General features: G+C 50.3%; 23 protein-coding genes and 1 riboswitch. Of the genes, 5 read left to right on the top strand and 18 right to left on the bottom strand.

All coding sequences use genetic code 11. The features are described from left to right. Positions 1–352: 352 nt before the first annotated feature. From ACI1P2_RS03465 to ytxC, 8 genes are all read right to left on the bottom strand, one after another. Positions 353–1,309, bottom strand: a complete 957-nt coding sequence (locus ACI1P2_RS03465) for a 4-hydroxy-3-methylbut-2-enyl diphosphate reductase (protein ID WP_355316829.1) — start codon at positions 1,307–1,309, stop codon at positions 353–355. A gap of 86 nt (positions 1,310–1,395) precedes the next feature. Then, a complete protein-coding gene (locus ACI1P2_RS03460) occupies positions 1,396–2,868 on the bottom strand; it encodes a sensor histidine kinase (RefSeq protein WP_355316828.1) in 1,473 nt (490 codons plus the stop codon). A 1-nt stretch (position 2,869) separates the two neighbouring features. Further along, a complete protein-coding gene (locus ACI1P2_RS03455) occupies positions 2,870–3,559 on the bottom strand; it encodes a response regulator transcription factor (protein WP_355316826.1) in 690 nt (229 codons plus the stop codon). Positions 3,560–3,684: 125 nt separating this feature from the next. After that, positions 3,685–5,256 (bottom strand): S1C family serine protease, encoded by a 1,572-nt coding sequence (locus ACI1P2_RS03450; protein WP_355316825.1) that lies wholly within the window; start codon positions 5,254–5,256, stop codon positions 3,685–3,687. 219 nt (positions 5,257–5,475) lie between these two features. Then, a complete protein-coding gene (locus ACI1P2_RS03445) occupies positions 5,476–5,922 on the bottom strand; it encodes a hypothetical protein (RefSeq protein WP_355316824.1) in 447 nt (148 codons plus the stop codon). A 100-nt stretch (positions 5,923–6,022) separates the two neighbouring features. Beyond that, positions 6,023–6,610 carry a 3D domain-containing protein gene (locus ACI1P2_RS03440; RefSeq protein WP_355316822.1) on the bottom strand — a complete coding sequence of 196 codons (588 nt, stop codon included), beginning with the start codon at positions 6,608–6,610 and terminating at the stop codon, positions 6,023–6,025. A gap of 84 nt (positions 6,611–6,694) precedes the next feature. Beyond that, positions 6,695–8,635: a threonine--tRNA ligase gene (gene thrS / locus ACI1P2_RS03435; protein ID WP_355316820.1), complete on the bottom strand. Its 1,941-nt coding sequence runs from the start codon at positions 8,633–8,635 to the stop codon at positions 6,695–6,697. Between the two features lie 285 nt (positions 8,636–8,920). Further along, positions 8,921–9,808 carry a putative sporulation protein YtxC gene (gene ytxC, locus ACI1P2_RS03430; RefSeq protein ID WP_355316819.1) on the bottom strand — a complete coding sequence of 296 codons (888 nt, stop codon included), beginning with the start codon at positions 9,806–9,808 and terminating at the stop codon, positions 8,921–8,923. A 341-nt stretch (positions 9,809–10,149) separates the two neighbouring features. On the opposite strand from ytxC, the gene ACI1P2_RS03425 reads away from it, so the two are divergent. From ACI1P2_RS03425 to ACI1P2_RS03410, 4 genes are all read left to right on the top strand, one after another. Continuing rightward, positions 10,150–11,169 (top strand): GGDEF domain-containing protein, encoded by a 1,020-nt coding sequence (locus ACI1P2_RS03425; RefSeq protein ID WP_408976121.1) that lies wholly within the window; start codon positions 10,150–10,152, stop codon positions 11,167–11,169. A gap of 167 nt (positions 11,170–11,336) precedes the next feature. After that, the gene (locus ACI1P2_RS03420) at positions 11,337–11,711 is read left to right on the top strand and encodes a hypothetical protein (protein ID WP_355316817.1); all 375 of its coding nucleotides are present in this window, start codon (positions 11,337–11,339) and stop codon (positions 11,709–11,711) included. Positions 11,712–11,767: 56 nt separating this feature from the next. Continuing rightward, entirely contained in the window at positions 11,768–12,262 is a 495-nt protein-coding gene (locus ACI1P2_RS03415) for a cation:proton antiporter regulatory subunit (RefSeq protein WP_355316815.1), read from the top strand. A gap of 4 nt (positions 12,263–12,266) precedes the next feature. Next, positions 12,267–13,496 carry a cation:proton antiporter gene (locus tag ACI1P2_RS03410; protein ID WP_355316813.1) on the top strand — a complete coding sequence of 410 codons (1,230 nt, stop codon included), beginning with the start codon at positions 12,267–12,269 and terminating at the stop codon, positions 13,494–13,496. A gap of 66 nt (positions 13,497–13,562) precedes the next feature. On the opposite strand, the gene mqnC is transcribed toward ACI1P2_RS03410, so the two are convergent. The 4 genes from mqnC to metA form a co-directional block, all read right to left on the bottom strand. Next, entirely contained in the window at positions 13,563–14,699 is a 1,137-nt protein-coding gene (gene mqnC / locus ACI1P2_RS03405) for a cyclic dehypoxanthinyl futalosine synthase (RefSeq protein WP_355316811.1), read from the bottom strand. A gap of 142 nt (positions 14,700–14,841) precedes the next feature. Next, positions 14,842–16,020 carry an aminotransferase class I/II-fold pyridoxal phosphate-dependent enzyme gene (locus ACI1P2_RS03400; RefSeq protein WP_355316810.1) on the bottom strand — a complete coding sequence of 393 codons (1,179 nt, stop codon included), beginning with the start codon at positions 16,018–16,020 and terminating at the stop codon, positions 14,842–14,844. After that, entirely contained in the window at positions 16,017–17,204 is a 1,188-nt protein-coding gene (locus ACI1P2_RS03395) for a PLP-dependent transferase (protein ID WP_355316809.1), read from the bottom strand. Before ACI1P2_RS03395 ends, ACI1P2_RS03400 begins: the two co-directional genes overlap by 4 nt. Positions 17,205–17,244: 40 nt before the next feature. Beyond that, positions 17,245–18,174, bottom strand: a complete 930-nt coding sequence (gene metA, locus ACI1P2_RS03390) for a homoserine O-acetyltransferase MetA (RefSeq protein WP_355316807.1) — start codon at positions 18,172–18,174, stop codon at positions 17,245–17,247. 112 nt (positions 18,175–18,286) lie between these two features. After that, a riboswitch (SAM riboswitch) is annotated at positions 18,287–18,405 on the bottom strand. A gap of 607 nt (positions 18,406–19,012) precedes the next feature. Here metA and corA point away from each other — a divergent pair. Beyond that, on the top strand, positions 19,013–19,948 hold the full coding sequence (corA, locus tag ACI1P2_RS03385; protein WP_355316806.1) for a magnesium/cobalt transporter CorA: 936 nt from the start codon (positions 19,013–19,015) through the stop codon (positions 19,946–19,948). A gap of 81 nt (positions 19,949–20,029) precedes the next feature. Here corA and ACI1P2_RS03380 read toward each other — a convergent pair whose 3' ends face one another. The 6 genes from ACI1P2_RS03380 to ACI1P2_RS03355 all read right to left on the bottom strand — a co-directional run bounded on the left by ACI1P2_RS03380 (position 20,030) and on the right by ACI1P2_RS03355 (position 24,998). Next, positions 20,030–21,034 (bottom strand): HRDC domain-containing protein, encoded by a 1,005-nt coding sequence (locus tag ACI1P2_RS03380; protein WP_355316804.1) that lies wholly within the window; start codon positions 21,032–21,034, stop codon positions 20,030–20,032. A gap of 166 nt (positions 21,035–21,200) precedes the next feature. Beyond that, positions 21,201–22,073, bottom strand: a complete 873-nt coding sequence (locus tag ACI1P2_RS03375) for an ROK family protein (RefSeq protein ID WP_355316803.1) — start codon at positions 22,071–22,073, stop codon at positions 21,201–21,203. A gap of 34 nt (positions 22,074–22,107) precedes the next feature. Further along, complete coding sequence (locus tag ACI1P2_RS03370) at positions 22,108–22,755, bottom strand: MOSC domain-containing protein (RefSeq protein ID WP_408976120.1); 648 nt, start codon at positions 22,753–22,755, stop codon at positions 22,108–22,110. A 2-nt stretch (positions 22,756–22,757) separates the two neighbouring features. Further along, positions 22,758–23,654 (bottom strand): 5'-3' exonuclease, encoded by an 897-nt coding sequence (locus ACI1P2_RS03365; protein WP_355316923.1) that lies wholly within the window; start codon positions 23,652–23,654, stop codon positions 22,758–22,760. A gap of 94 nt (positions 23,655–23,748) precedes the next feature. Then, on the bottom strand, positions 23,749–24,537 hold the full coding sequence (locus tag ACI1P2_RS03360; protein WP_355316800.1) for an aminoglycoside phosphotransferase family protein: 789 nt from the start codon (positions 24,535–24,537) through the stop codon (positions 23,749–23,751). 95 nt (positions 24,538–24,632) lie between these two features. After that, positions 24,633–24,998 carry an arsenate reductase family protein gene (locus ACI1P2_RS03355; RefSeq protein WP_355316799.1) on the bottom strand — a complete coding sequence of 122 codons (366 nt, stop codon included), beginning with the start codon at positions 24,996–24,998 and terminating at the stop codon, positions 24,633–24,635. Positions 24,999–25,046 lie beyond the last annotated feature (48 nt).

Here is a 25,046-nt window from a genome sequence, read left to right as displayed (position 1 = left end):
TCCCCTTCTTCGTCAATTTCTTTCTAGGACACTACAAGTGCTAGTTCAAAAAGTCAGGTTTTCAGCACCGAAGCCTACGCTTCCGAAGTGCGTTTTTTCAAAACGCTTGAGTTGAATGAAGCTAGGGACTGAGGAACGGAGCGTACGTGGGGTACGTGAGTACCTGAAATGTTTCCGCAGGAAACATGCTTCGGAAGCATCCGCTTAGTCCCGGCTGAATTCAAGATTCGATGTCGAGTTCGCTTCCTGACTTCCTTCGTGATCAAAAGATGACTTTTTGAACAACCTCTACAAGCACGAAAAAGCGGAAGAACAGTCTGTGCTGTTCCTCCGCTTTGTTTACCGTGCTCCGTCAGGAAGAGCTCTTGCTCTTCTCCCTTACAGGCGGCAAAATTTTGCGTTTATCGATCGTGCGTTTGATTTCCCATGTCTCCGGTTTTTCCGGGTCATATTGCTCGATGTACTGGATAACTTCCTTCGTGATCAGGGTAGGGGTTGAGGCGCCTGACGTAACACCTACCTTGGACACCCCTTCAAGCCATTCGCGCTTTAGCTCCGTTATATCTGCTATGCGGTAAGCCTTAACCCCGGCAATTTCCTCGGCGACCTGTGCAAGCCGGTTCGAGTTGTTGCTGCGCGGATCACCGACCACAATGACGAGATCCGTCTGTCCCGCCTGCTCTGCTACAGCCTCCTGGCGCACCTGGGTGGCCAGGCAGATTTCATTATGAACTTCGGCCCCAGGAAACTTCTCCAGCAGCTTTTTCATAATATGCTTGATGTCCCATTGGCTCATCGTCGTCTGGTTCGTTATAATAATGCGCTCAGACTTCACGTTCAGGCTGGCGATTTCCTCTTCACGCTCAATTAAGTGCACATGGTCGGGAGCAATTCCGATCGCGCCTTCGGGCTCGGGATGCCCTTTTTTGCCGATATAAATGATCTCGTATCCATCGGTTGTCTTGTCCCTGATCAGGTCATGGGTCTTGGTCACATCAGGACAGGTAGCGTCCACCGTGGTTAGCCCCTTATCCCTTGCAAGCTTCCTTACCTCGGGAGAAACGCCATGAGCCGTGAATATCACGGTACCGCTGTCCACCTTCTGCAGAATCTCCATCCGGTTGGGTCCGTCCAGCGTAATGATGCCTTCCTCTTCAAACGATTGGGTGACATGGCTGTTGTGCACAATCATGCCGAGTATATAAATAGGCCGCGGGAGATCCAGGTTCTTGGCCGCCTGCCGGGCCATCACCATGGCGTCCACCACTCCGTAGCAGTAGCCGCGCGGCGAAATTTTCAGTACTTCCAAATTTAGCACCTGCTTTCTGTAAGCCGGGATGTGCCGCATTTTTACATGCAGCTCTTGTTATAAATAGGGCCATCCCTTATTATACCTTATTCAAGGGGCGCGGAAAAGCTCACAGGCAGCCAGATGACAAAGGTCGTTCCTTCGCCGCGGCGGGTAACAACCTCGACCGAGCCATGATGCTCGTCAATGATCCATTTGGCGATAGACAGCCCAAGTCCGATTCCCTCCGTTACTCCGCGGGACTCGTCAGCCCGGTAGAAGCGTTCGAAGATGTGTGGCACTTCATCTTTATCCATGCCGATCCCCGTGTCGCTGACCCGCAGCCCGACCTGACCCTGATATAAAATCGCATCAAAGCGCACATTGCCTTCAGGAGTGTACTTAAAGGCATTTTCGATAAAAATAAACAGCATTTGCTGCAGATAATCCTTGTTTCCTTCCATGTAAATCCCGTTCAGGAATGAAAAATCCCCCACAATCCAATCTGCGTTTCTCTCCAAAAACTGCGCGCGCCGCGCCACTTCCGTCACTAGCGGCTGCAGGGCGGTTGGCATCTTTTCGAAGGTCTGGCCCGTATCAGCTCTAGCCAGCGACAGCATGTCACTGACCAGCCTGCTCATGCGTTTTCCCTCGTCCGCCATATCCTCAATGGCCTCTATAGACAGCTTGCGGATTGTCCGTTCGTCCATATCCGGCCTTTCTTCCGGATGGGCGGTCCACAGTTTTTGCAGGAAATCCACATTGCCACGCAGCGTGGTCAGCGGCGTGCGCAGCTCATGGGAAGCATCCGCTACGAAGCGGCGCTGGGCGGCATAGGCATCCTCAAGCTCCTTGTAAAATACCTCCGTCCGCCCCAGCATCTTGTTCACCGTAGCGATCAGCTGTCCAATCTCGTCAGGCGGGCCATCGTATTCAATCCGGACACTCAGATCGTCCCCGGACTGAATCTGATTGGCGCCCTCTATGACCTTGACCAGCGGGCTCATGGACTTGCGGGCCAGGAACAGCCCGGAGGTCGCCGCCGCAATCAAGGCAACCAGCGAGCCGTACACCATCACATTCTCCAGCCTATGCAACAGTTTGTCCTGGGAGTTGGTCAGCTGCGCAACCTGCAGCAGCCCGACCACCTGATTGTTGTCCTCCAGGATCAAAGGCTGGTAAAAAACCAGAAATGAGTTCCCGCTTTCTCTTACTTTCTTAAAGCCCTTACTGCCATACGCCCCCTCTGGTGTCGAAGGGACGGGCAGCCGAATGCCTTGAAGATTGTCGGACGACTTTAGCACGCCCAAGGTATAGTTGTAAATCTGAACATAGACCTCCGAATCGTCCAGCCTTCTGTCCAGATTAAAGTCGAGTTTTGGCTCGGTGCCTCCGAAAAAATCACCGTTAATCGTCACCTTCAATTGCTGCCGTATACGCAGCGCCTCCTGCTGCACCGAGCTTTTCAATTCACTGTAGGTTGAATAATATACAAGCCCGTAAATGGCAACACCGAATATAACAAGCACGATGGCCAATATACTTGAATACCAGGCTGTCAGCCGCCATCGTATGGACATACTATGAGTCACCTCTCAAGATGTAACCGGCCCCCCGTATGGTCTGAATCAATCGTTTACCTCCATGCTCCTCTGTCTTCTGCCGCAGCATCGCAATGTAAACCTCCAGCACATTGGATTCGCCGCTGTAATCATAACCCCAAATCTTATCCATAATGAGATCTCGGGAGAGTACCCTTTTTGGGTTTTGCATAAACAGGTTCAGAAGCTCAAATTCCTTGGCCGTCAATTCCAGCCGGTGTCCTCCGCGAATCACTTCCCGCGAATCATTGTCCAGCATAAGGTCCTCGAACATCAGTTTCTGCCCGCCCCCTTCATGCTGTTCAGTCTTCCGCCGCAGCAGCGCCCGTACCCGGGCCAGCAGCTCTTCAAGGGCAAAGGGTTTAACCAGGTAATCATCAGCGCCAATATCCAGCCCCTTGACGCGATTCTCCACCTCATCCTTGGCAGTCAGCATCAGTATGGGCACGGTGCTTCCCGCGGCTCTCAACCTGCGGCATACCTCGAACCCGTCAACCTGAGGCATCATGACATCAAGCACCACGAGATCGGGCTCGTCGATCAGCATCTGATTCAGCCCTTCCGCACCGTTGGTGGCAGTTGTTACTTCATATCCTTCAAACGCCAGACCTCTGCGCAGCATCGATACAATTTTTTCATCATCATCTATGATGAGTACTTTGGAACGCATTGCCTGATCTACTCCTTTATCATCTATTCATCTTATTCTAACAGGAGCATATTACCTAAATCCAACAGGCCTCTGCAAGAAAAAATGGAGCGAAAGGAAATCCTTCCGCTCCGCTGTTTGCCTTATTACTGGCCGCTGTTTTGATCCAGCTGTGATTGAAAATCGTTTTTGTTGCCAATTTTCACAGTCAAATCCGTTTTTTGTCCATTACGTTCAATGTTCAAAGTAATGCTGCTTCCAACCTTCTGAGTCTGGATAAAATCGATCAATTCCTGTGCTGTCGCATAGTTCTTGCCATTTGCACCAATGATAATATCGTAAGGGCGGAGATCTGCGTCATAAGCCGGAGATTTGTATACGACCTCGCCAACGACAGAGCCTTCTTTGAGTGAAGTTCCCATCTGACTTGCCACCTGCGGCGTCAGATCAATCAGGCTGGCACCTATGAACGGCACAGGCTCTTTCGGAATTTCCTGATTATTTTTCAGCTGATCCAGTACGTTTTTGATCGTATTGGACGGAATTGCAAAGCCGATACCTTGGGCATCCGCACTCACCGCCACGTTCATGCCGATCACCTGGCCGTTGAGATTAAGCAGCGGGCCGCCGGAGTTGCCGGGATTGATGGAGGCGTCCGTCTGGATCAGATTTTTATACTCGTTAGGCTGCCCTGTGCTTTCATCATTGATCGTAATGGTACGGTCCTTCGCACTCAATACGCCGGCAGTAACTGTATGTTCAAAGCCTTCCGGGTTGCCGATCGCTACCATCCATTCCCCTACCTGGGCCTGATTGGAATCCCCCAGGGAAACGGTAGGCAAGTTGTCCCCTTCAATTTTGACGACGGCCAGGTCAAGATCGGCGCTTTTGCCAAGCACCTTGGCCTCATAAGGCTTGTTCGTACCTTCGACGGTAACCTGTACGACATCCGCTCCCTCAATAACATGATTGTTGGTCAGGATGTAACCGGATTTGTCAAAAATGAAGCCTGAGCCAATGCCGAGCGGCTGCAGCTGTCCGCTTTGGCTGCCGCTGTTGTTCGAGCTTCTGTTCCCGAAGGAGTCCCCGAAGAAATATTGGAACAGCGGATCGTCGAACTGGCTGTTCCGTCTGCTGCTGCTCGATTGGCGGGCCAGCGTCTCGATTTTGACGACTGCGGGGCTTGCGGTTTTTACAACAGACTGAACGTCAGCCGTACCTGCAGGCATAACTGCGGGAATGGCGTTTGAGCCACTGCTGCTTGAACTTGAGGCGCTCTGCGAACTGGTGTTGACAGACGCGGGTTCAGCCGCACCGCCGGTGAACAGATTCATACGGTCAGCCGTATACATCAGCACCGTAATGACCAGCATGCCTGCCACAAACGACAGGAATGCTGTTTTAAAAACGGATTTGGGCTTCTTCTGTTTGAACTGCCAATTTCCTTCCTGACGGTTTCGGTTTGAATAATCCTGTGAAGCACTGCTGTACAGCTTCGGCACGGGCTTGACCGGGGCCGGCTCCGTCACATCGACCTCGGTGCGATCCTGCATGCCGTTATTTGTGCGTTTATCTTCAGCGTTCATGGATGAAAACGGACCGTAAGAATAATAATAGGAAGAATCATTGCCTTCCGGCTGCCGGGCGGCTTCATTATTCCGTTCAGGGTCATCCTCTTCACGGCGTCCGGTATTATTGTTTTTGTTGAACTCATCCATCATGTATCTCCTCCTAAACTTTCGCTTGGCAAATAACTCGTAATCAACTGTCTTTATTTTGTACTTTAAACCTTAATCTCACCTTAAAATCAATATAAAAGCAGATAAAACCTTGTACTGCGCGGGATACAGCCGTTTATGTACAACAATTCTACATAAAATGCAAGCCCCCGATTCAATCACCGGGGGCCGCCTGAAATAAGGATTCATCAAGTCAGATTACTTGCTGTCAAAACGCTCGTCAAATTTTTCATTCGGCGTTTTGTAGTTGTCCTGGATTTTGCTGCGTTCCGAATTCTGTACTTTTTGATGAAGCGTACCTTGAGTTTCAGCAGCAAACTCAGAAGTAAACTGTTCGTTCGGCGTTCTATAGTTGTCCTGGATTTTACTTTGCTCGGAGTGCTGCACTTTTTGGCGAAGTGTGCCCTGGGTTTCTGCAGCAAACTCGGAAGTAAATTGTTCGTTTGGTGTTTTATAGTTGTCCTGGATTTTGTTCTGCGCCGATTGCTGCACACGTTTAGCTACGAGAGGCACATCGCTGTCCTGTGCAAACTCTGCAGAGAATTGTCCTCCCAGCTGCTGTACAACTTTCTGACCTGTAGGAATTTTACTTCCCCGTTGACGTCCGCCGGGCTGCTGACTGCCAAAATTACCGAAATTGTTCACAGTGAAATTCCTCCCTGACTCGATTTGTGGGATGTCTTATCCCTCAAGTAGTATGGGGAGCCGGGAATCACATTATGCAGTCCTTGACCTCAAGAAGAGCCTACATATTTACCGTTTCATCCAGTATTTCAGGCGGTATGGTTTTATGAACCTCAATGGCTTTCCGGAATTGGGCGACCATCTTTTCGGTACATTTTCCGTTGCCGAGCTTGATGATCTGCACTTCCACTTCCTTTTTGCCCCATTCCTTATAGACTTGTTTAATTGTGGAAAAATATAAATCTATTTTCTTGCCTTTGATCGCCGAGCCGGTATCCGCTACGATTCCATAACCGTAACCCGGAATATACAGTATGCTGCCCAAAGGAAAAATTTCAGGGTCAGCGGCAATCGTCGAAAGCGAGTTTTTATCCCTACGGACCTTTACTCCCGAAAAAGTAATGCCATACAGCGGGTGATTGGGCCTTTTTCCCGTTGATTCATAGCCTGCAGTATACCCGGTAGCCATGACCGTAATCGTTGTCAGAACCTGCTCGTCACGCGGAGCAAGCACGGAAACGGATTCATTGTTCCGGGACGGCTTCGGCGCTGCATGTGCCATGAAAGCCGGGTCAGGCGCGATCGGCAGAAGCAATGCACAGATAATGACCCATAAAAAAATCCTCTGCCTTTGCGAAAGTGAAATCATCCGACAAACCTCCCCTAATGAAAGGTTTTCCAGAGTTCTCTTCCGTTATACAACAGAGGACGAAAAATATTTGTTTCGTTTTTCTTATGAAATGCTGCGGGAAGCAATCTCTTCCTTCAGCATGGATACAGCCTCGTCCAGCGACTTGGCGCCCAGGTCTCCCTGTCCGCGTTTGCGCACCGAAACGCTGCCTTCATTTTTCTCATTTTCACCAACAACAAGCATATAAGGTATTTTTTCCAGCTGTGCTTCACGGATTTTGTAGCCCAGCTTCTCATTGCGCAGATCCGCTTCCACAGTGACTCCGGCACGGCGCAGCTGGTCTTCCACCTCACGCGCATAGTCCTCGTAGTTCCCGGATACCGGAATGACCTTGACCTGAACCGGTGACAGCCAGAGCGGCAGATTGCCCGCAAAGTTCTCCAGCAGGAAAGCCGTAAAACGCTCCATGGTGCCCAGAATGCCTCTGTGGAGAACAACCGGACGATGTTTCTGCCCGTCTTCGCCCACATATTCCAGCTCAAAGCGTTCAGGCAGCAAGAAGTCAATTTGCACGGTGGACAGCGTTTCTTCCTTGCCGAGTGCCGTTTTCACCTGTACGTCCAGTTTAGGGCCGTAGAATGCTGCCTCGCCTTCAGCTTCGTAGAAGGGTAGACCCATCTCTTCAACGACCTGACGCAACATGCTTTGCGCCGTATTCCACATCTCGTCATTTTGGAAGTATTTCTCGGTGTCCTGCGGATCACGGTAAGAAAGACGGAAACGGTAATCATGAATACCGAAATCCTTGTAGGCGATCATAATCAGCTCAATGACACGTTTAAACTCGTCTTTAATCTGATCCAGACGCACAAACAAGTGCGCATCATTCAGTGTCATCGCCCGTACGCGATGAAGTCCGGTCAGCGCGCCGGACATCTCATAACGGTGCATCATGCCAAGCTCAGCGATTCGGATAGGAAGGTCACGGTAGCTGCGCATTTCGCTTTTGTATACCATCATATGGTGCGGGCAGTTCATCGGACGAAGCACAAGCTCCTCGTTATCCATCTCCATCTTTGGAAACATGTCTTCCTGGTAATGCTCCCAGTGTCCAGACGTCTTGTACAGCTCCACATTTCCCAGCACCGGCGTGTATACATGCTGGTAGCCCAGCTTTTCCTCAAGGTCAACGATATACCGCTCCAAGGTGCGGCGCAGCTTGGCTCCGTTCGGCAGCCAGATCGGAAGCCCCTGTCCCACAAGTTGGGAGAAGGTGAACATGCCGAGCTCTTTGCCCAGCTTGCGATGATCACGCTTCTTCGCTTCCTCCAGCAGATGCAGATGCTCATCAAGCTGGGCTTTCTTCACAAAAGCGGTGCCGTATACGCGCTGCAGCATTTTATTCTTGCTGTCCCCGCGCCAGTAGGCTCCGGCCACATTCATCAATTTGAACACCTTCAGCTTGCCTGTAGAAGGCACGTGCGGTCCGCGGCAAAGGTCGAAAAATTCTCCCTGCTCATAAATGGAGATTACGCTGTCTTCAGGCAGATCACGAATCAGCTCCAGCTTATATGGATCACCCACTTCAGTGAAAATGGACAATGCTTCTTCGCGGCTTACCTCTTTACGGGTAATCGGCAGATTTTCACCGACGATTCTTTCCATTTCCTTCTCGATCTTGAGCAGATCCTCAGGATTGAGTGCATGCTCCAGATCCATATCATAATAGAAACCGTCCTCGATGACGGGACCTACGCCAAGATGCACCTCCTTGCTGCCAAACAGCCTTTTCACTGCCTGTGCAAGCAAATGCGCGGTACTGTGGCGGATAACTTCGAGCCCTTCGGAGGTGTCCTGGGTTACGATTTCGATCTGTGCGCCTTCTGTCAGCGGAGTGGACAGATCCACCACGACCCCGTTTAATTTGCCTGCTACGGCATTTTTGCGCAAGCCGCTGCTGATCGAAGCGGCCACGTCATCGATGCTGCTTCCGTCCGCATACTCACGGACAGAGCCGTCGGGCAATTGAATACGAACTGCCATTTCCTTTTCCTCCTTTTTGTAAACGCAAAAAACACCCGTCCCGCAAAAGGGACGAGTGTATGCTCTCGTGGTTCCACCCTATTTCGGCAAATCAGCCGCCATACACGCTGACTGCCCTCATTGGCATCCTGTAACGGGAACGGCCCGGCGCATCTTAATACCTGGATAACCGGGGTTCGGAGGCGCAGCTACAAAGTGGTAAACCAAAGCCGGTAACGTAAGGAAATTTCAGCACTAATGTTTCCTCATCTCTGGGACGGCCTGTCTTTGGTTCTTGTCTTTGTCTCAGCTTTTTCTGGAAAATGCGGGTTCACCCTTTTTAAGTGACCCTGATTCACAGTTATTATAATTCTCCGCCTCTTTTCCGTCAAGACGATCCGAATCCTTTAGCCAGGTCCCGCAATCGGGGCAGAAACGGCACAGCTCCACCTTATTTTCAAATATATCCATCAACGTGTGCACAACAAAGGCGCTCGGATCCTGCGTATGCAGCATGATTCGTGCCGGAGCAATGGAAATCAGGCTGCTGACAATCATGTCTTCAGCCGGCATCCCCACTTCCACACCCGGGAGTTCAACCGTGATGGGTTCAGCCTGTGCGGGACTTAAAAGCTTCATCTCTGTATCCAGTATGGTGAAGTTCTGTTCCCCCCTGTGAATCACATGCACGAGCGGAACCTGATTTTCCTGAAAGTAAACAAAATACTTTAATAATTGTACAAATTCCTCGTATTGCCGTTCCCCCCAAAACTCGTCCAAAGCATATTCAACCAGGTCACGAAGCTCCTGCTGATACACTGGCAGACGAAACCGGATAACTCCCTCCAGATTTACGATATGCAGTTCCTCAAGGCACTGCATAAGTGAGGAGACAATCATGCTCCTTCTTTTTTTACGGCTGCTGTTCATATCCTTCAGAAGCAGCCCGGTGCTGATTTCACGAATTCTTTGCGTCTCTTCGCCGCTCATGTACCTGCATTCCCCGGATACAGCCTCAAGTAACAGGTGCAGTTCCCATTGGTTCTGAATGTATCCCGCAAAGGCGTCAGCCATGAAAGTCTTGACACGAATAAGCAGGGCTTGATCCGCTTCCTGTCGCCCTTTGTATTTACAGGTCCAGGCCACCCTGTTTTCGGACTGGCTGAAGGCAAAATTTAATCCGTAACGTGACATATGTAAACCTCTGCCTTTGCCTTTCAAGGCTTGGTAAAAACATTCTGCTTCCATTGGATCTTTAGTCTCAGTCCATACCGTGAACAGTTCCATTGGCCCACCCCTTTCACTGACTGCTCTAAGTATATGGCGCCATGTTCAGGGTTATACGAGGTGAACTGCTGGAAGCCCAGGCACATTTATTTTTTCGCTTCCTCTATTTCAATGAGCGGTTACACGTGTTATAGTTTGATTGTTGTTCTATCGGACGACAGGCCTACGACGATTCGGAGAGTGATCGCAACTTGTTCAGGCAATATGTCAAAAGGCTTAGAGAGCCATCCAGCAGAGCGCTGGAATGCATGTTGTTTTTTATTGTAATCGATCTGGTTTTTACCATCATCTTTGATTTGAATTTACATTATAACTGGACGCAGAATTTGCTTCTTACTGTTCCGGTATGGATGCAGCTTCTGGTGCTGCTTATTACGAAAACGGTTGTCGACAATTTCCCCTCCCCTCTGAAATATTTCATAGGAATAGCGGGGACTGCAATCATCTCGATCATTCCTGTACTTGCTCACCCGGAAAGCAGCACGCTGGTTTTGACATTGGTATCCCCGATATTGCTTTCCGCGTTCAGCTTTGAGTATAAAAAAATCGCTTTCGGTTATGTCTGCAGCATGATTACCTTGATCGTCAGTTATGGTTATGTAGACAGCTTACAGAGCCTTCAGGCAAGGGATCTTCTCTTGCTGATGAACTTTCACTTTTTTTTGACGCTGCTGATGTGCATTATCGTGCAATATAACCGACTTTTGATGAACCATCTGGAAAAATCGCTTAAAAATAATGAACAGCTTATGATTCAAAATGTCATGATGGAATATTTGAACAAAACCGATCCGCTGACCGGACTTTATAATCATATGACCTTCCAGGAGTATTTGGACAAGCTCATTGGACACAGTGAATCCAATCCCTTCCGAATTCACCTCGCCTTGATTGATGTCGATGATTTCAAATGCGTCAACGACACCTACGGACACCGCGCAGGAGATATCGTGCTGAAGAATGTATCAACGATTATACAGAAGCATGCGGGGCCGAATGATTTTGTCGCCAGATACGGCGGAGAGGAATTTGCGGTTATTTTTACGGAAAAGAAAACCGCCGCAGTGTTCGCTACGGTTGAATCGATCCGCCGTGAAATCTCCGCCCATATGTATGAACGGTTGAATAACTCGGCGGTAACCATCAGTACGGGAATCAATAAGTATCAGCAAAGCAAAGGAAAAGAAAATTTCTTTCAGGGAGCGGATACAGCTCTTTACACCGCCAAACGAACCGGTAAAAACAAGACCGTGCTTCACTCGGACTAGAAATTTAATATGTTAAAAATAAGCGGCGCTTCCGGTCAAAAGGTGAATTTCTTTCCGGCATGACAGACGCTTTTTTTGTTGAAGGATTTGAATAAGGACAAGATTTTATGATAGAGTAAATTTGATACGCTATTTAAGCTTACATTCAGGCAGGAGGGAGATGCGTAATGAACTCAATTATTTCAGCGGTACGTATATGGATCGTCATGCTGCTTAGCATCATTATGCTGTTCTCCTTCCCTGCTCCTTTCTTTGATGAAACTCGTGAAATATCCGCAGGTGCCGACGTCTTGGCGGAATCCTTCAGCCTGAGCCACCCCAAAGAAACACACCAGAAGCCCGCCATCCGGGCTCAATCCCACGGACTGGTCAAAATGATTGCGGCAGCCAAAGCATTGCCTTTCTTTGCCGTTTTGCCCATTTTGATGTTATGGTCTTGTCCCCGGCCCTCTCTGCCCTTTTTGCCCATCATTAATATTATTTACAAGCGCATCTATTTGAAGCCGCTTAAATTTACCTCCAGATTCGTGGTGTGTGCCTGATCATGTCATAAATTGATCAGAACTGAAGCACATTAGAATTCAGGAGGCTAACCACAATGGAAATACGTGAAACTGCATTGCCCGGAATCGGGATGAAATATCAAATGGATACCGCCAGCGGAGACCGGCTCGTTGTCATTATCCACGATGACGGCAGACGTGAGCTGTATCATTTTGACTACGAGGATTTGGAACAAAGCATATCCATGATTACCCTTGAGGATCAGGAGGCCAGACAGATTGCCTCCATCATCGGCGGCATGGCCTACAGGCCAAAGAACCTGGAAAGTGTAGACATGGCGTTTAATGACCTCATCATTGAATGGTATAAGATTGAACCGCAGTATGCCTGTGCAGGCAAAACTATCGGTGAACTGGATGTCCGCCAAAACTCAGGCGCATCCATCATCGTTGTCATGGAAGACAAAAAAACAAAGCATATCAACCCCGGTCCTGATGTTGTTCTCAAAGCGGAAGCAACTGTGCTTGCCGTCGGAGAGCGAGAACAGCAGAAACGCTTTAAACAAATCCTGATAAGCGGAAGCGGGTGATTGGATGGACCATATCGTATTTGAAGTTGGATTGGCCATTGCTCTCATCGCTTTGTCAGGCCTGATCTCCGCCAAGCTGCGGTTTTCGGTCATTCCCTTTTATATCTTGGTTGGCATGGCCGTCGGCCCTCATGCCATGGAGATATGGCACTTTGACTTCCGCTTTATCGAAAGTGCGCCCTTTATCGATTTCATGGGCAGAATCGGCGTTTTGTTCCTGCTGTTTTATCTTGGTCTGGAGTTCTCTGTCGGCAGGCTGATCAAATCAGGACGGTCCATTGCTGTCGGGGGAACCATTTATATCCTCATCAATTTCACTTTGGGGCTTGCCCTGGGCTTCGTCTCGGGCTTCCCCATTGCTGAAACGCTAGTCATCGCAGGTATTACCACCATTTCGTCCAGTGCCATCGTAGCCAAGGTGTTGGTGGATTTGAAACGGACCGCAAACCCGGAAACCGAAATGATCCTTGGCATTATCATGTTTGAAGATGTCTTTCTTGCCGTGTACATCTCCATCCTGTCGGGGCTTGTACTCAGCGACTCATCCTCTATCGGCGGAGTAGTGATGTCTGCTCTGATCGCCCTGGGCTTTATGCTCGCGGTCATTCTTATCGGTCGAAAAGCTGTTCCTCTTCTGAATAAAGCACTGAATATCCGCTCCAATGAGCTGTTTTTGCTTGTGATATTTAGCACACTTTTCCTGGTAGCCGGTTTTTCGGAGACGATTCATGTAGCCGAAGCCATTGGGGCGCTGCTGGTGGGGCTGGTGCTGGCGGAAACGGATCATGCGAAGCGGATCGAGCATCTGATTGTGCCGTTCCGCGACTTTTTCGGAGCCATGTTCTTCTTCAGCTTCGGACTGTCCATCGATCCGCTGTCCCTTGGCGGCACCGCTGTCTGGATCGCCCTTGCGGCGGTGTTGGTCACGCTGTTCGGGAACTTTACGGCAGGCATGCTTGCCGGACGTACGGCATCCCTATCCCCAAAAGCCTCCGCCAATATCGGATTGACGATTGTATCCCGCGGCGAGTTTTCCATCATTATGGCAAACCTCGGACGGGAAGGCGGCCTGATGGAGATACTGCAGCCTTTCGCTGCCATTTACGTCCTCATTCTGGCCATTCTCGGTCCGGTGCTGACCAAGCAGTCCAAGCCGGTATTTATGGCACTGAATAAGGTATTCAAGTTTAAGGATCATCGTGTACAGAAAGAAAAAAGCACCGGTACGGGTTGAAAAAAAGCTTGCCGCGCATCAAGCACGCGGCAAGCTTTTTTACATATATCAGACATCCACGCAGAATTAGTTTTGCATTACAAAATCGTGCTCAACGCTGCTGTGCTCGTCAAATACACGCAGAATGTCATATCTGGTGTTGCGCTGGGCAGGTGTATGCCCTGTCTCGCGAATCAGCTGCAGGATTGACTCAATGTTGACTTTATATGTAGCCCCGGCTGCCGACACTACATTTTCTTCAATCATAGTGCTGCCAAAATCATCGCAGCCGTAATACAGAGACTTCTTGCCGATTTCCGGCCCCATTGTTACCCACGAAGACTGGATATGCTTGATATTATCCAGCACGATCCGGCTGATGGCCACCGTCTTCAGGTACTCGTCCGGCGTTTGTCTTTCCAGCTTCAGATTGGTGTTGTCAGGCTGGAACGTCCAGGGAATGAACGCAAGAAAGCCTTCCGAATCGTATTTGTTGGCAATGCATTCATCCTGGGCATCCCGCACCCGCATCAGATGCAGCGCCCGTTCTTCCATCGACTCGCCCAGCCCGATCACCATCGTTGCGGTGGTGTTCATGCCGATTTTGTGGGCTGTCTTCATCACATCCATCCAGTCCGTCCAGGAACCCTTCAGGCGGCTAATTTTACGGCGTGTGCGGTCATCGAGAATTTCCGCTCCGCCGCCAGGCAGGGAATCAAGGCCAGCTTCATGAATCTGCCGGATCACCTCTTCCAGCGACAGACCATCTGACACGACCTTCATCTTCTGAATTTCAGCCGGCGAGAAGGAGTGCATTGTAATATTCGGGAAACGCTCCTTGATCGCTTTTAACAAATCCGTGTAATAGCTGAAAGGCAGGTTAGGGTTTGTTCCGCCCTGCATAAGAATTTCCGTGCCGCCGACGTCCTGTGTTTCCTGAATCTTCTGGAATATGACTTCATCGGGAAGCACGTAACCTTCATCCGAGCCGGGTCTGCGGTAAAAAGCGCAAAAACGGCAGTACACGTCGCATACATTCGTATAATTTATATTTCGCCCGATGACAAATGTCTTGATCGGATCCGGATGCATGCGGTTCATAATCACATTCGCCGCATCCCCCATCTTCTCAACCTCATTGGATTCAAACAGGGCAATGGTATCCTCCAGGTTCATTCGTTCACCGCGCAAGGCCTTATCCAAGATACGGTCTATTCCGCTCATCGTACGTGTCCTCCCATCCTTCATTCTGTAAAAGATCCTTATGAAAATAATGATATATGAAACCACTATATTACCATCGTAACACAGGTGCAATGTGAAAAACAGCACCTATTCCAAAGGTACTGTTTTTGCGAGGTCATTCTTATTCAAATTCCAGAGCCTGTTCAAGATCGGAAATGAGGTCGCCGATATCCTCCAAACCTACCGAGAAGCGCAGCAATCCGTCCGTAATGCCGCGTTCAAGCCGGACGCTGTGCGGCATGGCCGCATGGGACATCATGGCAGGGTAGGAAAGAATGCTTTCAACCGCGCCGAGGCTGACAGCAACGATCGGAAGCCGGACACGGTTCAGCAGCGCCTTGGCGCGTTCGCCTGAGCCGACATCAAAGGAGACCACGGCACCGTAACCGCTGGACTGCTTCTCATGAATTTCGCGTCCCGGATGATCAGCAAGGCCCGGATAGTAGACGGCCTTGATATCCTCCCTGGCTTGCAGCCATTCGGCCAGCAGGCGTGCACTTTGCTCGCTGTGCGCCATGCGGGCTTGCAGGGTCTTCATTCCCCGCATCAGCAGCCAGGATTCCTGCACACCCAATACGGTGCCCAGCCCGTTCTGCAGCTGCTTCAACTGTGCAGCAAGTGCTTCCGTGCGGGCAACGGCCAAACCTGCCAGCACGTCGCTGTGACCGCCGAGAAACTTGGTGGCGCTGTGCAGCACGATATCCACTCCCAGTTCGATGGGACGCTGATAATAAGGAGTCATAAACGTATTGTCCAGCAGGGTGATGAGCTCATGCTCACGGGCCCAGCTCGTGACCGCCTCAATATCCGTAATTTTCAAAGTCGGATTGGACGGGGTCTCCATATACACCGCTTTGGTGTTGGGCTTCAGGGCTTGTCTGACTTCATCCAGATTCGTCATATCGACAAAGGTGGTCTCGATGTTCATTCTGTTCAAAATTTTGGTCAGCAGCCGATAAGTCCCGCCGTACACATCCTCGGTTACGATGATATGGTCACCGGCCGACAGCATCATAAAGGCGCTGGAAATGGCAGCCATCCCGGATGAATATGCGAATCCGCGCACGCCGCCTTCCAGGAGCGCAATATAGTCTTCCAAGGCCTGCCGGGTTGGATTGCCGGACCGGCTGTAGTCATGCTGCGGCGGATTAAAAATGTCATGATGATGGAAGGTGGATGCCTGGTAAATCGGTACGCTGGAAGCGCCCGTTTGGCTGTCGATCTCCGCTCCGAAATGCAGGAGCCGGGTGCCGAACTTCAGCTCCTGCTCCCCTTCTTTCCGCTTCCCGTCTCCGCTCATTCCGCAGCCCCCCCTTCGAGCTCGCGCTGAGCAGCTTCAAGCGCGCCGCCCAGATCCTGAATAAGGTCCTCCGCATGCTCAATGCCGACGGAGAAACGAAGCAGCCTATCGTCAACACCTACGGCATCCCTGATTTCCGCCGGAATGTCCGCATGGGTCTGAATGGCCGGGTAGGTCATGAGAGATTCAACTCCGCCTAAACTTTCGGCAAAAGCAATCAGCTTGATATGGCGCAGCAGAGGCTCTACCAAGCGGGCATCCTTGACCTTAAACGAGAAGATTCCCGTATTCCCGGAGGATTGTCTGTTTTGAATCTCATATCCGGGATGGCTCTCCAGGGCCGGATAGTATACGTCCGTAACGAGCGGGTGAGTCAGCAGATACTGTGCGATCTGTGTGGCGTTCTGCTCATGTCTGTCCATGCGCAGGGCAAGGGTTTTCATGCCTTTCATCAGTTGGTAGCTGTCGCTTGGAGACAGTACGGCCCCAATCGAGTTGTGCAGGAAGGCCATTTCTTCGGACAGCTCTTTTCCTTTGGTGACGATCAGTCCGGCCAGGACATCATTATGCCCGCCCAAATATTTGGTGGCGCTGTGAACTACAATGTCGGCCCCCAGTTCAATCGGTCTTTGGAAATATGGAGTAAGCAGCGTATTGTCTACAATGGTAAGCAGACCATGCTTCTTGGCCCAGCCGGCTACCGCCGTAATATCGGTAATCATCATGAGCGGGTTGGTCGGCGTTTCAATAAATACGGCCTTTGTGTTCGGACGGCGTGTCTGCTCCAGCGCAGTCAAATCATTTGTATCCACATAAGAAGCGGTTACGCCGAATTTGGAAAGAATGCGTTCCAGCAAACGGTAAGTTCCTCCATACAAGTCAAGGGAGACGATAAGATGATCACCTTGTCCGAACAAAGTAAAAATCGTCTGCAGAGCGGCCATGCCGGAAGAACAGGCAAATCCGGCGTCTCCGGATTCCAGTTCGGCCGCTGCTTCCTCAAGCACTTTGCGGGTCGGATTCGTGGTGCGAATATAATCGAAGCCTGTGCTCTTTCCTAGCTGCGGGTGACGGAAGGCCGTCGATTGGTAAATCGGAAAATTCACCGCACCGGTTACGGGCTCGTTGATGGAACCAATTTGGGCAAGTCTGCTTTCGATTTTCAACTTTTGCTTATGATCCATATAAATCCTCCTGTCCGTTACTGTTCTAATTTATATTGATTTAAATTTGAGGCCCGATTTCACCGATGTCATAAGGGGTCTCCTGGTACACATAGTAGTTCAGCCAGTTAGAGAATAATAAGTTGGCATGAGCCCGCCACGTGGATGGCGGTGTACGGGTTGGATCATCCTGCGGGAAATAATTTTTGGGCAAAAGGACATTGTCCAGTCCCTTGGCCATATCCCGGTCATATTCCCATTTCAGGGATAACGGATCGTACTCGGAATGGCCTGTCACAAAGATCTGCTTGCCGTCCGTCGTAGCCACAATATACACACCGGCTTCTTCCGATTCCGAGAGCAGCTCCAGCTCGTGGAAACGTTCAATATCCTCGCGGCGGACTTCCGTATGCCGTGAGTGCGGTGCGAAGAAGACTTCGTCAAAGCCGCGCAGCAGCTTAACATGCGGCTTGTTCACCGTATGGGAAAAGACGCCAAAGGTTTTGCTGTCCAGTCCGTATTTGGGAACTCCGAAATGGTGGTACAAGCCTGCCTGCGAGGCCCAACAGATATGCATGGTGGAGGTCACATTGGTCCGGGTCCAGTCAAAGATGCCGCGAATCTCCTCCCAGTAGTTTACATCCTCAAACTCAAGCTGCTCTACAGGCGCACCTGTAATAATCATACCGTCAAAGCGGGTATTTTTGATTTCGTCAAATGTTTTGTAAAACATGTCCAGATACTCCTGGGACGTGTTTTTGGACACATGCGACTGCGGGTGAACGAGCGTGACATCCACTTGAAGCGGGGTATTGCCGATCAGACGCAGCAGTTGGGTTTCGGTCGTTTCTTTGGTCGGCATCAGGTTAAGAATCGCAATGCGGAGCGGACGGATATCCTGGTGGTAGGCCTTGCTCTCGTCCATGACAAAAATGTTCTCACCCGCAAGGATCTCCTTCGCGGGCAAGGTGTCTGGAATTTTAATCGGCATAATGCTCACTCCTGTTCGTGAAGTTTGCGAAAATCATTGCTGAGATGCCGGGCATATTAAAAATGACCTTCCTCGCAGCACGAGAAAGGTCATATCTGATTCATATGCGCCTCTCTCATCTCTCAGGTCCATTTCCTAAAGAAATGTGACCTGCAAGAATTAGCACCGTGCGGATTACCGCCGGTTGCCGGGTTTCATCGGGCTAGTCCCTCCACCTGCTCTTGATAAGATTTCGCTATTTTCAATTTTAATTAATTCAAATGTCCTGTATCAAACTTTAATGCATGAACGCCTCTTTCGTCAAGCAGATGCTTCAAAAAAATCCATTCATTACGCACCCGGATTCGGCTGCCCCCATAAGATGAAAACAGATATGAAAATGTCCAATTTAGCCCTTGAAAGGCCATCTGGCGGGCGTTATACTAGACAAGTGCTGCAGGCGGCGGAAACTATATGCGTAGTTTAAGATTCGCGTATAAGAAAAACGTCTATCGACGTAATTCAAAGAAGCCAGACCGCGTTTAGCGGTAGTTTTTCTTGCGATTACAGAATTGCTCAGCTCCGCTGAGAACTTATAAATTCTGTTATCTAATAAAAAGGGCTGCGGCGGCTCATCTTAATATAATTCGATAGGGGTGACACCAACCATGGAAGGCGACCCGAGTCCGAATAGGCGGCGGAAGCATGACAACAGCATAGGAATGACTTCAGCTTGCCGGAGACGGGACGCACGTTCTTCATGTCTGTGGAGCTTCTAACTTCCTGGGTCTGGCACCAGGCTGAAAGCATTCCTTATGAACATCATTCGCCCTGGGGCGAAGCATAAGGAGTGAGAGAAATGAAAATCCGGTTAGTGAACAACGGGGTATTTACCCTCATTGACGACATTGAAAAAACATTGACAGCACCAGCCGACGGCTTTTACTGGATTGATGCCGATGTTGAAGATCTCGCGGTGCTGCAGCCGCTCTTTTCCATTCATGATCTGGCTGTGGAAGACTGCCTGAGCGAAGAAGACCAGCGTCCGAAAATTGAAATATATGATAATCATTACTTTATCGTTGTAAACAGCATCCGGTTTGATGATGAAGAAATTTTTCTGCGTTCCCTCAACATTTTCCTCGGCAGACATTTTATCATCACCATCACCAGACAGAAAATCAATGAGCTTCGCTCCCTGAAGCCCTTGCTTTGGGAGCAGGAAGTAAACTCGCCTGATCGTTTTATGTATTTGCTGATCGACCTGATCGTGGACAATTATTTTCTCGTTGGCGACCGGATCGAGGTTCGGATCGAAAAGCTTGAGGAAGACATTCTGATGCATACGAAAAAATCTCATTTGAACGAGATCATCGGTCTGCGCAGTGAAATTTTATGGCTTAAAAAAGTGCTTGGCCCACAGAAGGAAGTCATCAACACGTTGAACAAACGGGATTTGCGCCTGATTGACGAGCAATTGCAGAAATATTTTAGCGACATTTATGAAAACGCGGTAAAAATTTCCGAAACCTTCGACACTTACCGTGATCTGATGGGCAACCTTCGTGAAGCCTACCAGTCCAGCATTGCCAACCGGGCCAACGAAATCATGCGGGTTTTTACAGCGATCACCACCGTATTCATGCCTTTGACCGTCATTACCGGAATTTATGGAATGAACTTTCAATTTATGCCTGAACTGCACACCCGCTACGGATATTTTGTCGTGCTTGGCGTGATGATTGCACTGGGCAGCAGCATGTTTTTGATTTTCCGCAAGAAAGACTGGATTTGAAAATTATATGGACGAGAAAATGAAAGACGGAGCCTTCCTTCGGGACAGGGTCCGTCTTTTGTGCTTTAACTGCCGTTTGGTTCAACTGGCACTGCGCTTGCCGGCTTCATCACGGCGGTGCCAGATACGCACCAGCCGCAGCCGTTCATAAATTTCATCCAACTTCAGGTTCCCATTGCTTTGATCGCCGTACACCCGCTGCATGACAGGCTTCAAAAAGCGGTCCCCCAGTTCCTCATAAGCCGCCCGAATCGCCGCCTGCTCCTGCTCCGGAGCTGCCGACAGCTCGCTTCGGATGACATTATCCACATCATATCCTTCTTTCATGAGCGCCTCCAGCATTTCAATAACTTCCCTGCGCGGCAGTCCCGCCTCCCGACTGATTTCCTCCAGACCGAGGCCTGCTGCCGCTCCCTGCAGAACCGACTGGCGCTGATTATACCTGTCGAGCTCCAGCTTGTACTTCTGTTCCTTCTGGCGGTAGCTCCAATTGATAAAGTCATGAGGATCAATCTCCTCCATCACCCAGTGCAAGGGAAATGGACGGTATTGCTCCCCCTTGGAGGTGATGGCCAGCAGATCCGCTCCATAGGCCCGCATCTTGCTCTCCCCCATGCCCGGCAGCTCAAGCAGATCCGCTTCATTCTGGGGAAGAAAGACACTGATCAGCTTGAGCAAACGGTTGCTGGCAATCATATACGGAGCCCTGTGCTCGGCTGCTGCCCGGCGCCGGCGCCAGACCGTAAGCTCAGTATACACATCTTCGCGGGGGTAAAGGTCGCTGTAGCAGCACAGCTTCTGCACAAACAAACCACGGCTCCCGCCTTCCTCACGTTCATGGAATACCCCATCAATAAGCGGACGGTACCCTTCAGACAGCTTCAAAGCCAGCTGATAGCGGTAAATGGAGAGCATCTCCTGCCATGAACGGCCTTCATACCAGACGCTATCCTTCGCTCCATCCCCTTCTGTAGTCCGCCAGCCGACAGACCATACTCCCTCTTCTTCCCCGATCCAAACCTGGGCAGCCCCAAGCACGTCTGCTTCCTCCGTCTTCGACAGCTTGTTCAAGAATACAATCTCCATACTGCAAACCTCCTCAAAACTATGTATGCAGCATCATCCGGCAACAAAAAAAGCACCTATTCTGCGTAATTCGCAAAATAGGTGCTTCCTTATAAACCGTACTATGCTGTTAAACTCATCTTACAACGGAAACGTACGCCTCGTCAAAGCTTTTTTTACAAAATCATCATATCCCCAACCGAGCCAGCGCAAGCGCACCGGACAAGCCGGCATTGTCGCCAAGTCCCGGAGACACGATATAGCTGTCGATATCTGCCGTAATGCTTGCATGCTGGACGTAGCCCTGAAGCAGCTCCTGCAGCTTGCGGCGGACCAGCGGGAATAGCTGTTCCTGCTTCATGACTCCGCCGCCCATAATAATCTTTTGCGGGGAAAGGATCAGAACATAATTCATCAAGGCCTGAGCGAGATAGTAGGCCTCCATCTCCCATGCGGGATGATCCGCGGGCAGCTCTGCCCCCTGAGTCCCCCACCGCTTGTTGATGGCAGGTCCTGCGGCAAGGCCTTCCAGACAGTCCCCATGATAAGGACAAAAACCTGCAAATGTGTCTTCCGGATGACGGCGGACCAGAATATGACCCATTTCCGGATGAGACAAACCGTGAAGCAGCTGCCCTCCGACTACGGCTCCCGCGCCGATGCCCGTTCCAACCGTAATATAAATGCAGCTGTCCAAGCCTTTGGCGGCTCCCCATGTGTATTCACCCAGAGCGGCTCCGTTCACATCCGTGTCAAAGCCCATCGGAACATCAAAATGTTCCTTCAGCTTGCCGATCAGATTATAGTTGCTCCAGTGGGGCTTGGGGGTTGTTGTAATGTACCCGTATGTACTGCTGCCGACAATCGGATCAATGGGTCCGAAGGAACCAACTCCGATCGCTTCGACATTTTTCCCTTCGAAATACTCAATGACCCGGGCCATCGTCACCTCAGGCGCTTCCGTCGGGAAGCTGACCCTATCCATAATTTCCCCCTGCTCATTACCGATACCGCATACAAACTTAGTCCCACCTGCTTCAATGGCGCCCAATACTGACATTTCAATCTCTCCCTTCCTTATGTAATCCAATCCTTCAGCCCAAACGTTTGCACAGGGTCATCTTCCAGCTCTCCGACAGCTCCTCTACATCGAGCAGCCGTTTCGTCTCTTCAGCCTGATCCTTCCGCTGGTACATAATCCGGTTAGCCTCCATTACGGTGATATGTTCCTTCGGCCTCTCTACCAGCTCCATCGCATCTCCCGCAACCAGTTCCCCCTCTTCAAGCACTCTGAAATAATAGCCGGTGTACCCTGTCTGCTGAAACTGCTGCGGCAGCTCCTTCCATGCATGCTTTGCCGCCAGTTTGAAGCAGGGTTGACGGGGCTGGCTGATTTGCACGAGCGCACGGCCAAGCCGGAAGATGTCCCCAATGCTGACTGTATCCTCCGCTGCCCCCGATATCGTCACATTTTCCCCGAAAGCCCCGAAGGCAAGCTCGCGATCCATCAGCTGCGCAAAATACGCATAGCGGCTGTGATCATACACGCACACCGCCTTGTCCGGACCTCCATGATGCACGAGATCGGCTTGTCCGTCACCAGGAATCCCGCTGCGTGTCAGAAGAATGGGTCCGTCTGCGGGCAGTTTGTTAATACCGCTGAGCACTTCCTTTTCGCCGTGTATGAGCACGGCCGGCAATCCAATGTTCACGGAGACGGCTGAGGCCGCTGCGTTGTTCATTCTCATGATCCTGCCGCCACTCCCATCATTATACTCAGGCTTTTCATTTCAAGCTGTTCAAACTTGGCAGCGATCAGCGCGTGATCAAGCTGCAGCAGACTGCTTTCCAGCGAGCAGGCAACCGGTACCTCACAATGGATTTCAGCCAGCCTGCGCGACAGATGAAGCATGTCCAGATCGTTCTCGATCTTCTTTCTAACCGACGGGCTCAGATTCTCCAGGTTAGCCAGGATACCCTCGATGGAGCCGTATTCCTGCACCAGCTTCAGCGCCGTTTTCTCGCCGATGCCGCGCACCCCCGGGTAGTTGTCGCTTGTGTCCCCCATCAATCCTTTGACATCTATGATTTGACGGGGCTGCAGCCCCTTCTCCTCCATCAAGCTTTCGGGCGTATAGACCATATAGTTGCCCTGGCCTTTTTTCATAATAATGACTTTAATCCGCTCATCCACCAGCTGCAGAAGATCATGGTCGCCTGACAGAATCAGCACGTCCGTATTTTCGCCACGGGAATAATGACAGGCCAGGGTACCGATGCAATCATCCGCTTCGTAGCCTTCTGCCCCAATGTTCGGAATCCCGAGACTATCCATGACTTCACGAATTAATGCAAACTGTGGGATCAGATCATCCGGGGCTTCCGCACGGTTGCCTTTGTATGCGGCAAAATGCTCTCCCCTGAACGTCTTGCCTCCCATATCCCAGCAGCAGACGACATGAGTGGGGCCGAAGGCCTGCACCGCATCCCAGAAATAGCGGATAAAGCCATAGATGGCATTGGTCGGGATTCCTTCTTTGGTGCGCCGTATATATCCATGGGCTGCTGTTGCGTAATAGGCACGGAAGAGCAGGGCCATTCCGTCCACCAGCATAACTGATTGTCCATTGTTTTGTGTCACGTAAGTGTCTCGCTCCATTTCCGTAAAAATAATCTTGTTCGAGTATACCATATTGGCGATCGTTTAGGGGCCTGCCCATCCACTTTCCTGCCTTTTACTCACACACTCCCCGCATCGACAAATATTGCAGCACCGAGTTTTTCTCATCCCGCTGCTCATGGTTCAATTCCGAGAGCCGCGCAGCAGCGGTTACCAATAACCAATCCGCCAAGTCCCCCCGGGTAACGCCCATTTCCAGCAAATAAACGTCGGTTGCCCTTTTCTTCATCCATAGAATTCGTTCGCTGTCGATCATTTGGGAGGGCACAGGGGTCATTTCAATCAAGTACACCGTTCTGGCTATGTCTCCGTATTCATGCCCGCGGCATACATTCATATAATCGATCATGTAGTTCTTTCCTTCGTGTACAAGCACATTGTCGAAATGAAAATCTCCATGACAAAGCCGGTCACCATCCGGCAACTCTTCCAGAGCAGTATATAATTGTGATTTGCATAAGTCTGTTAAGTCTTTTGTACATTCAATATTTCTTTTTAAAATGGACTTCAGGCTTGCGGCGCCACCCAATTTACAGGACAAGATTTGTTTGTGAAACAGGGCTAAAACGGTTGCGTACCGCTCGACATCACCCGTCCGCAAAACCAAATCAAGCAGCGATTCTCCCTCAATTTTATCGTAGATAATCCCGTGTCTTTCTTCATACGTTACCAGTTCGTAGCTTTTGCTGATGGGAAGATCCAAGCCGTTCAGCAGCCTCGAATTTTCAAATTCTTGCCGAGCATGATCTAACGAATCACCTTGCTTAAACAGCTTAACAACCTTCTTATCGCCTGCATCATATATATCTGCCGTATTGCCTTGACCGATCAACGCTCCTATCACGGCACCCCATCCTTCCGCAAACCTTGGCTATAACAAGCAATTCCAGTTCTTTTTTCATAGTAAGATTCCGTAGCAATTTGCGAAAAAAGACAGGCTTATGCCTGTCCCCATACCTCGCTGTATTGATCCTCTTTAAATCCGACGCTGACCCGCTGCCCGTCGGTAACTACAGGCCGCTTGATCAGCATGCCGTTGGAAGCAAGCAGGTTCAGCTGCTCCTCTCGGCTCATTCCCGGCAGTCTGTCCTTCAGCTTCAGTTCCTTGTACACCTCGCCGCTTGTGTTAAAGAACTTTTTCAGATCAAGCCCGCTCTTGTCCACCAGCTCCGCAAGCTGGTCGGCTGTTGGCGGCTCCTCCACAATGTGGTGAAGCTCAAGCTCATGCCCATGGTTTTGCAGCCATTTTACAGCATTGCGGCAGGTGCTGCACTTCGGATATTGATAAACCGTCAATTTACTCATATTGTATGTCCTCCATCATTTCCATCCCAATACGATGCTTTTCTTTAG

This window comes from Paenibacillus jiangxiensis, assembly GCF_046098255.1.
Lineage (GTDB): Bacteria > Bacillota > Bacilli > Paenibacillales > Paenibacillaceae > Paenibacillus > Paenibacillus jiagnxiensis.
The sequence above is the reverse complement of the archived record's forward strand: the minus strand, read 5'-3'. Positions and strand labels throughout refer to the sequence as shown.

Excerpts from the sequence above, each read along its gene's own strand:
- mqnC (WP_355316811.1), bottom strand. The coding sequence starts at position 14,699 with ATGAGCGGAATAGACCGTATCTTGGATAAGGCCTTGCGCGGTGAACGA.
- ACI1P2_RS03450 (WP_355316825.1), bottom strand. The coding sequence starts at position 5,256 with ATGGATGAGTTCAACAAAAACAATAATACCGGACGCCGTGAAGAGGAT.
- ytxC (WP_355316819.1), bottom strand. The coding sequence starts at position 9,808 with ATGTCACGTTACGGATTAAATTTTGCCTTCAGCCAGTCCGAAAACAGG.
- ACI1P2_RS03420 (WP_355316817.1), top strand. The coding sequence starts at position 11,337 with ATGAACTCAATTATTTCAGCGGTACGTATATGGATCGTCATGCTGCTT.
- ACI1P2_RS03460 (WP_355316828.1), bottom strand. The coding sequence starts at position 2,868 with ATGTCCATACGATGGCGGCTGACAGCCTGGTATTCAAGTATATTGGCC.
- ACI1P2_RS03400 (WP_355316810.1), bottom strand. The coding sequence starts at position 16,020 with ATGAGCGGAGACGGGAAGCGGAAAGAAGGGGAGCAGGAGCTGAAGTTC.
- ACI1P2_RS03455 (WP_355316826.1), bottom strand. The coding sequence starts at position 3,559 with ATGCGTTCCAAAGTACTCATCATAGATGATGATGAAAAAATTGTATCG.
- ACI1P2_RS03380 (WP_355316804.1), bottom strand. The coding sequence starts at position 21,034 with ATGGAGATTGTATTCTTGAACAAGCTGTCGAAGACGGAGGAAGCAGAC.
- ACI1P2_RS03395 (WP_355316809.1), bottom strand. The coding sequence starts at position 17,204 with ATGGATCATAAGCAAAAGTTGAAAATCGAAAGCAGACTTGCCCAAATT.
- thrS (WP_355316820.1), bottom strand. The coding sequence starts at position 8,635 with ATGGCAGTTCGTATTCAATTGCCCGACGGCTCTGTCCGTGAGTATGCG.
- ACI1P2_RS03370 (WP_408976120.1), bottom strand. The coding sequence starts at position 22,755 with ATGAACAACGCAGCGGCCTCAGCCGTCTCCGTGAACATTGGATTGCCG.
- ACI1P2_RS03375 (WP_355316803.1), bottom strand. The coding sequence starts at position 22,073 with ATGTCAGTATTGGGCGCCATTGAAGCAGGTGGGACTAAGTTTGTATGC.
- corA (WP_355316806.1), top strand. The coding sequence starts at position 19,013 with ATGAAAATCCGGTTAGTGAACAACGGGGTATTTACCCTCATTGACGAC.
- ACI1P2_RS03440 (WP_355316822.1), bottom strand. The coding sequence starts at position 6,610 with ATGATTTCACTTTCGCAAAGGCAGAGGATTTTTTTATGGGTCATTATC.
- metA (WP_355316807.1), bottom strand. The coding sequence starts at position 18,174 with ATGCCGATTAAAATTCCAGACACCTTGCCCGCGAAGGAGATCCTTGCG.
- ACI1P2_RS03410 (WP_355316813.1), top strand. The coding sequence starts at position 12,267 with ATGGACCATATCGTATTTGAAGTTGGATTGGCCATTGCTCTCATCGCT.
- ACI1P2_RS03355 (WP_355316799.1), bottom strand. The coding sequence starts at position 24,998 with ATGAGTAAATTGACGGTTTATCAATATCCGAAGTGCAGCACCTGCCGC.
- ACI1P2_RS03415 (WP_355316815.1), top strand. The coding sequence starts at position 11,768 with ATGGAAATACGTGAAACTGCATTGCCCGGAATCGGGATGAAATATCAA.
- ACI1P2_RS03425 (WP_408976121.1), top strand. The coding sequence starts at position 10,150 with ATGTTGTTTTTTATTGTAATCGATCTGGTTTTTACCATCATCTTTGAT.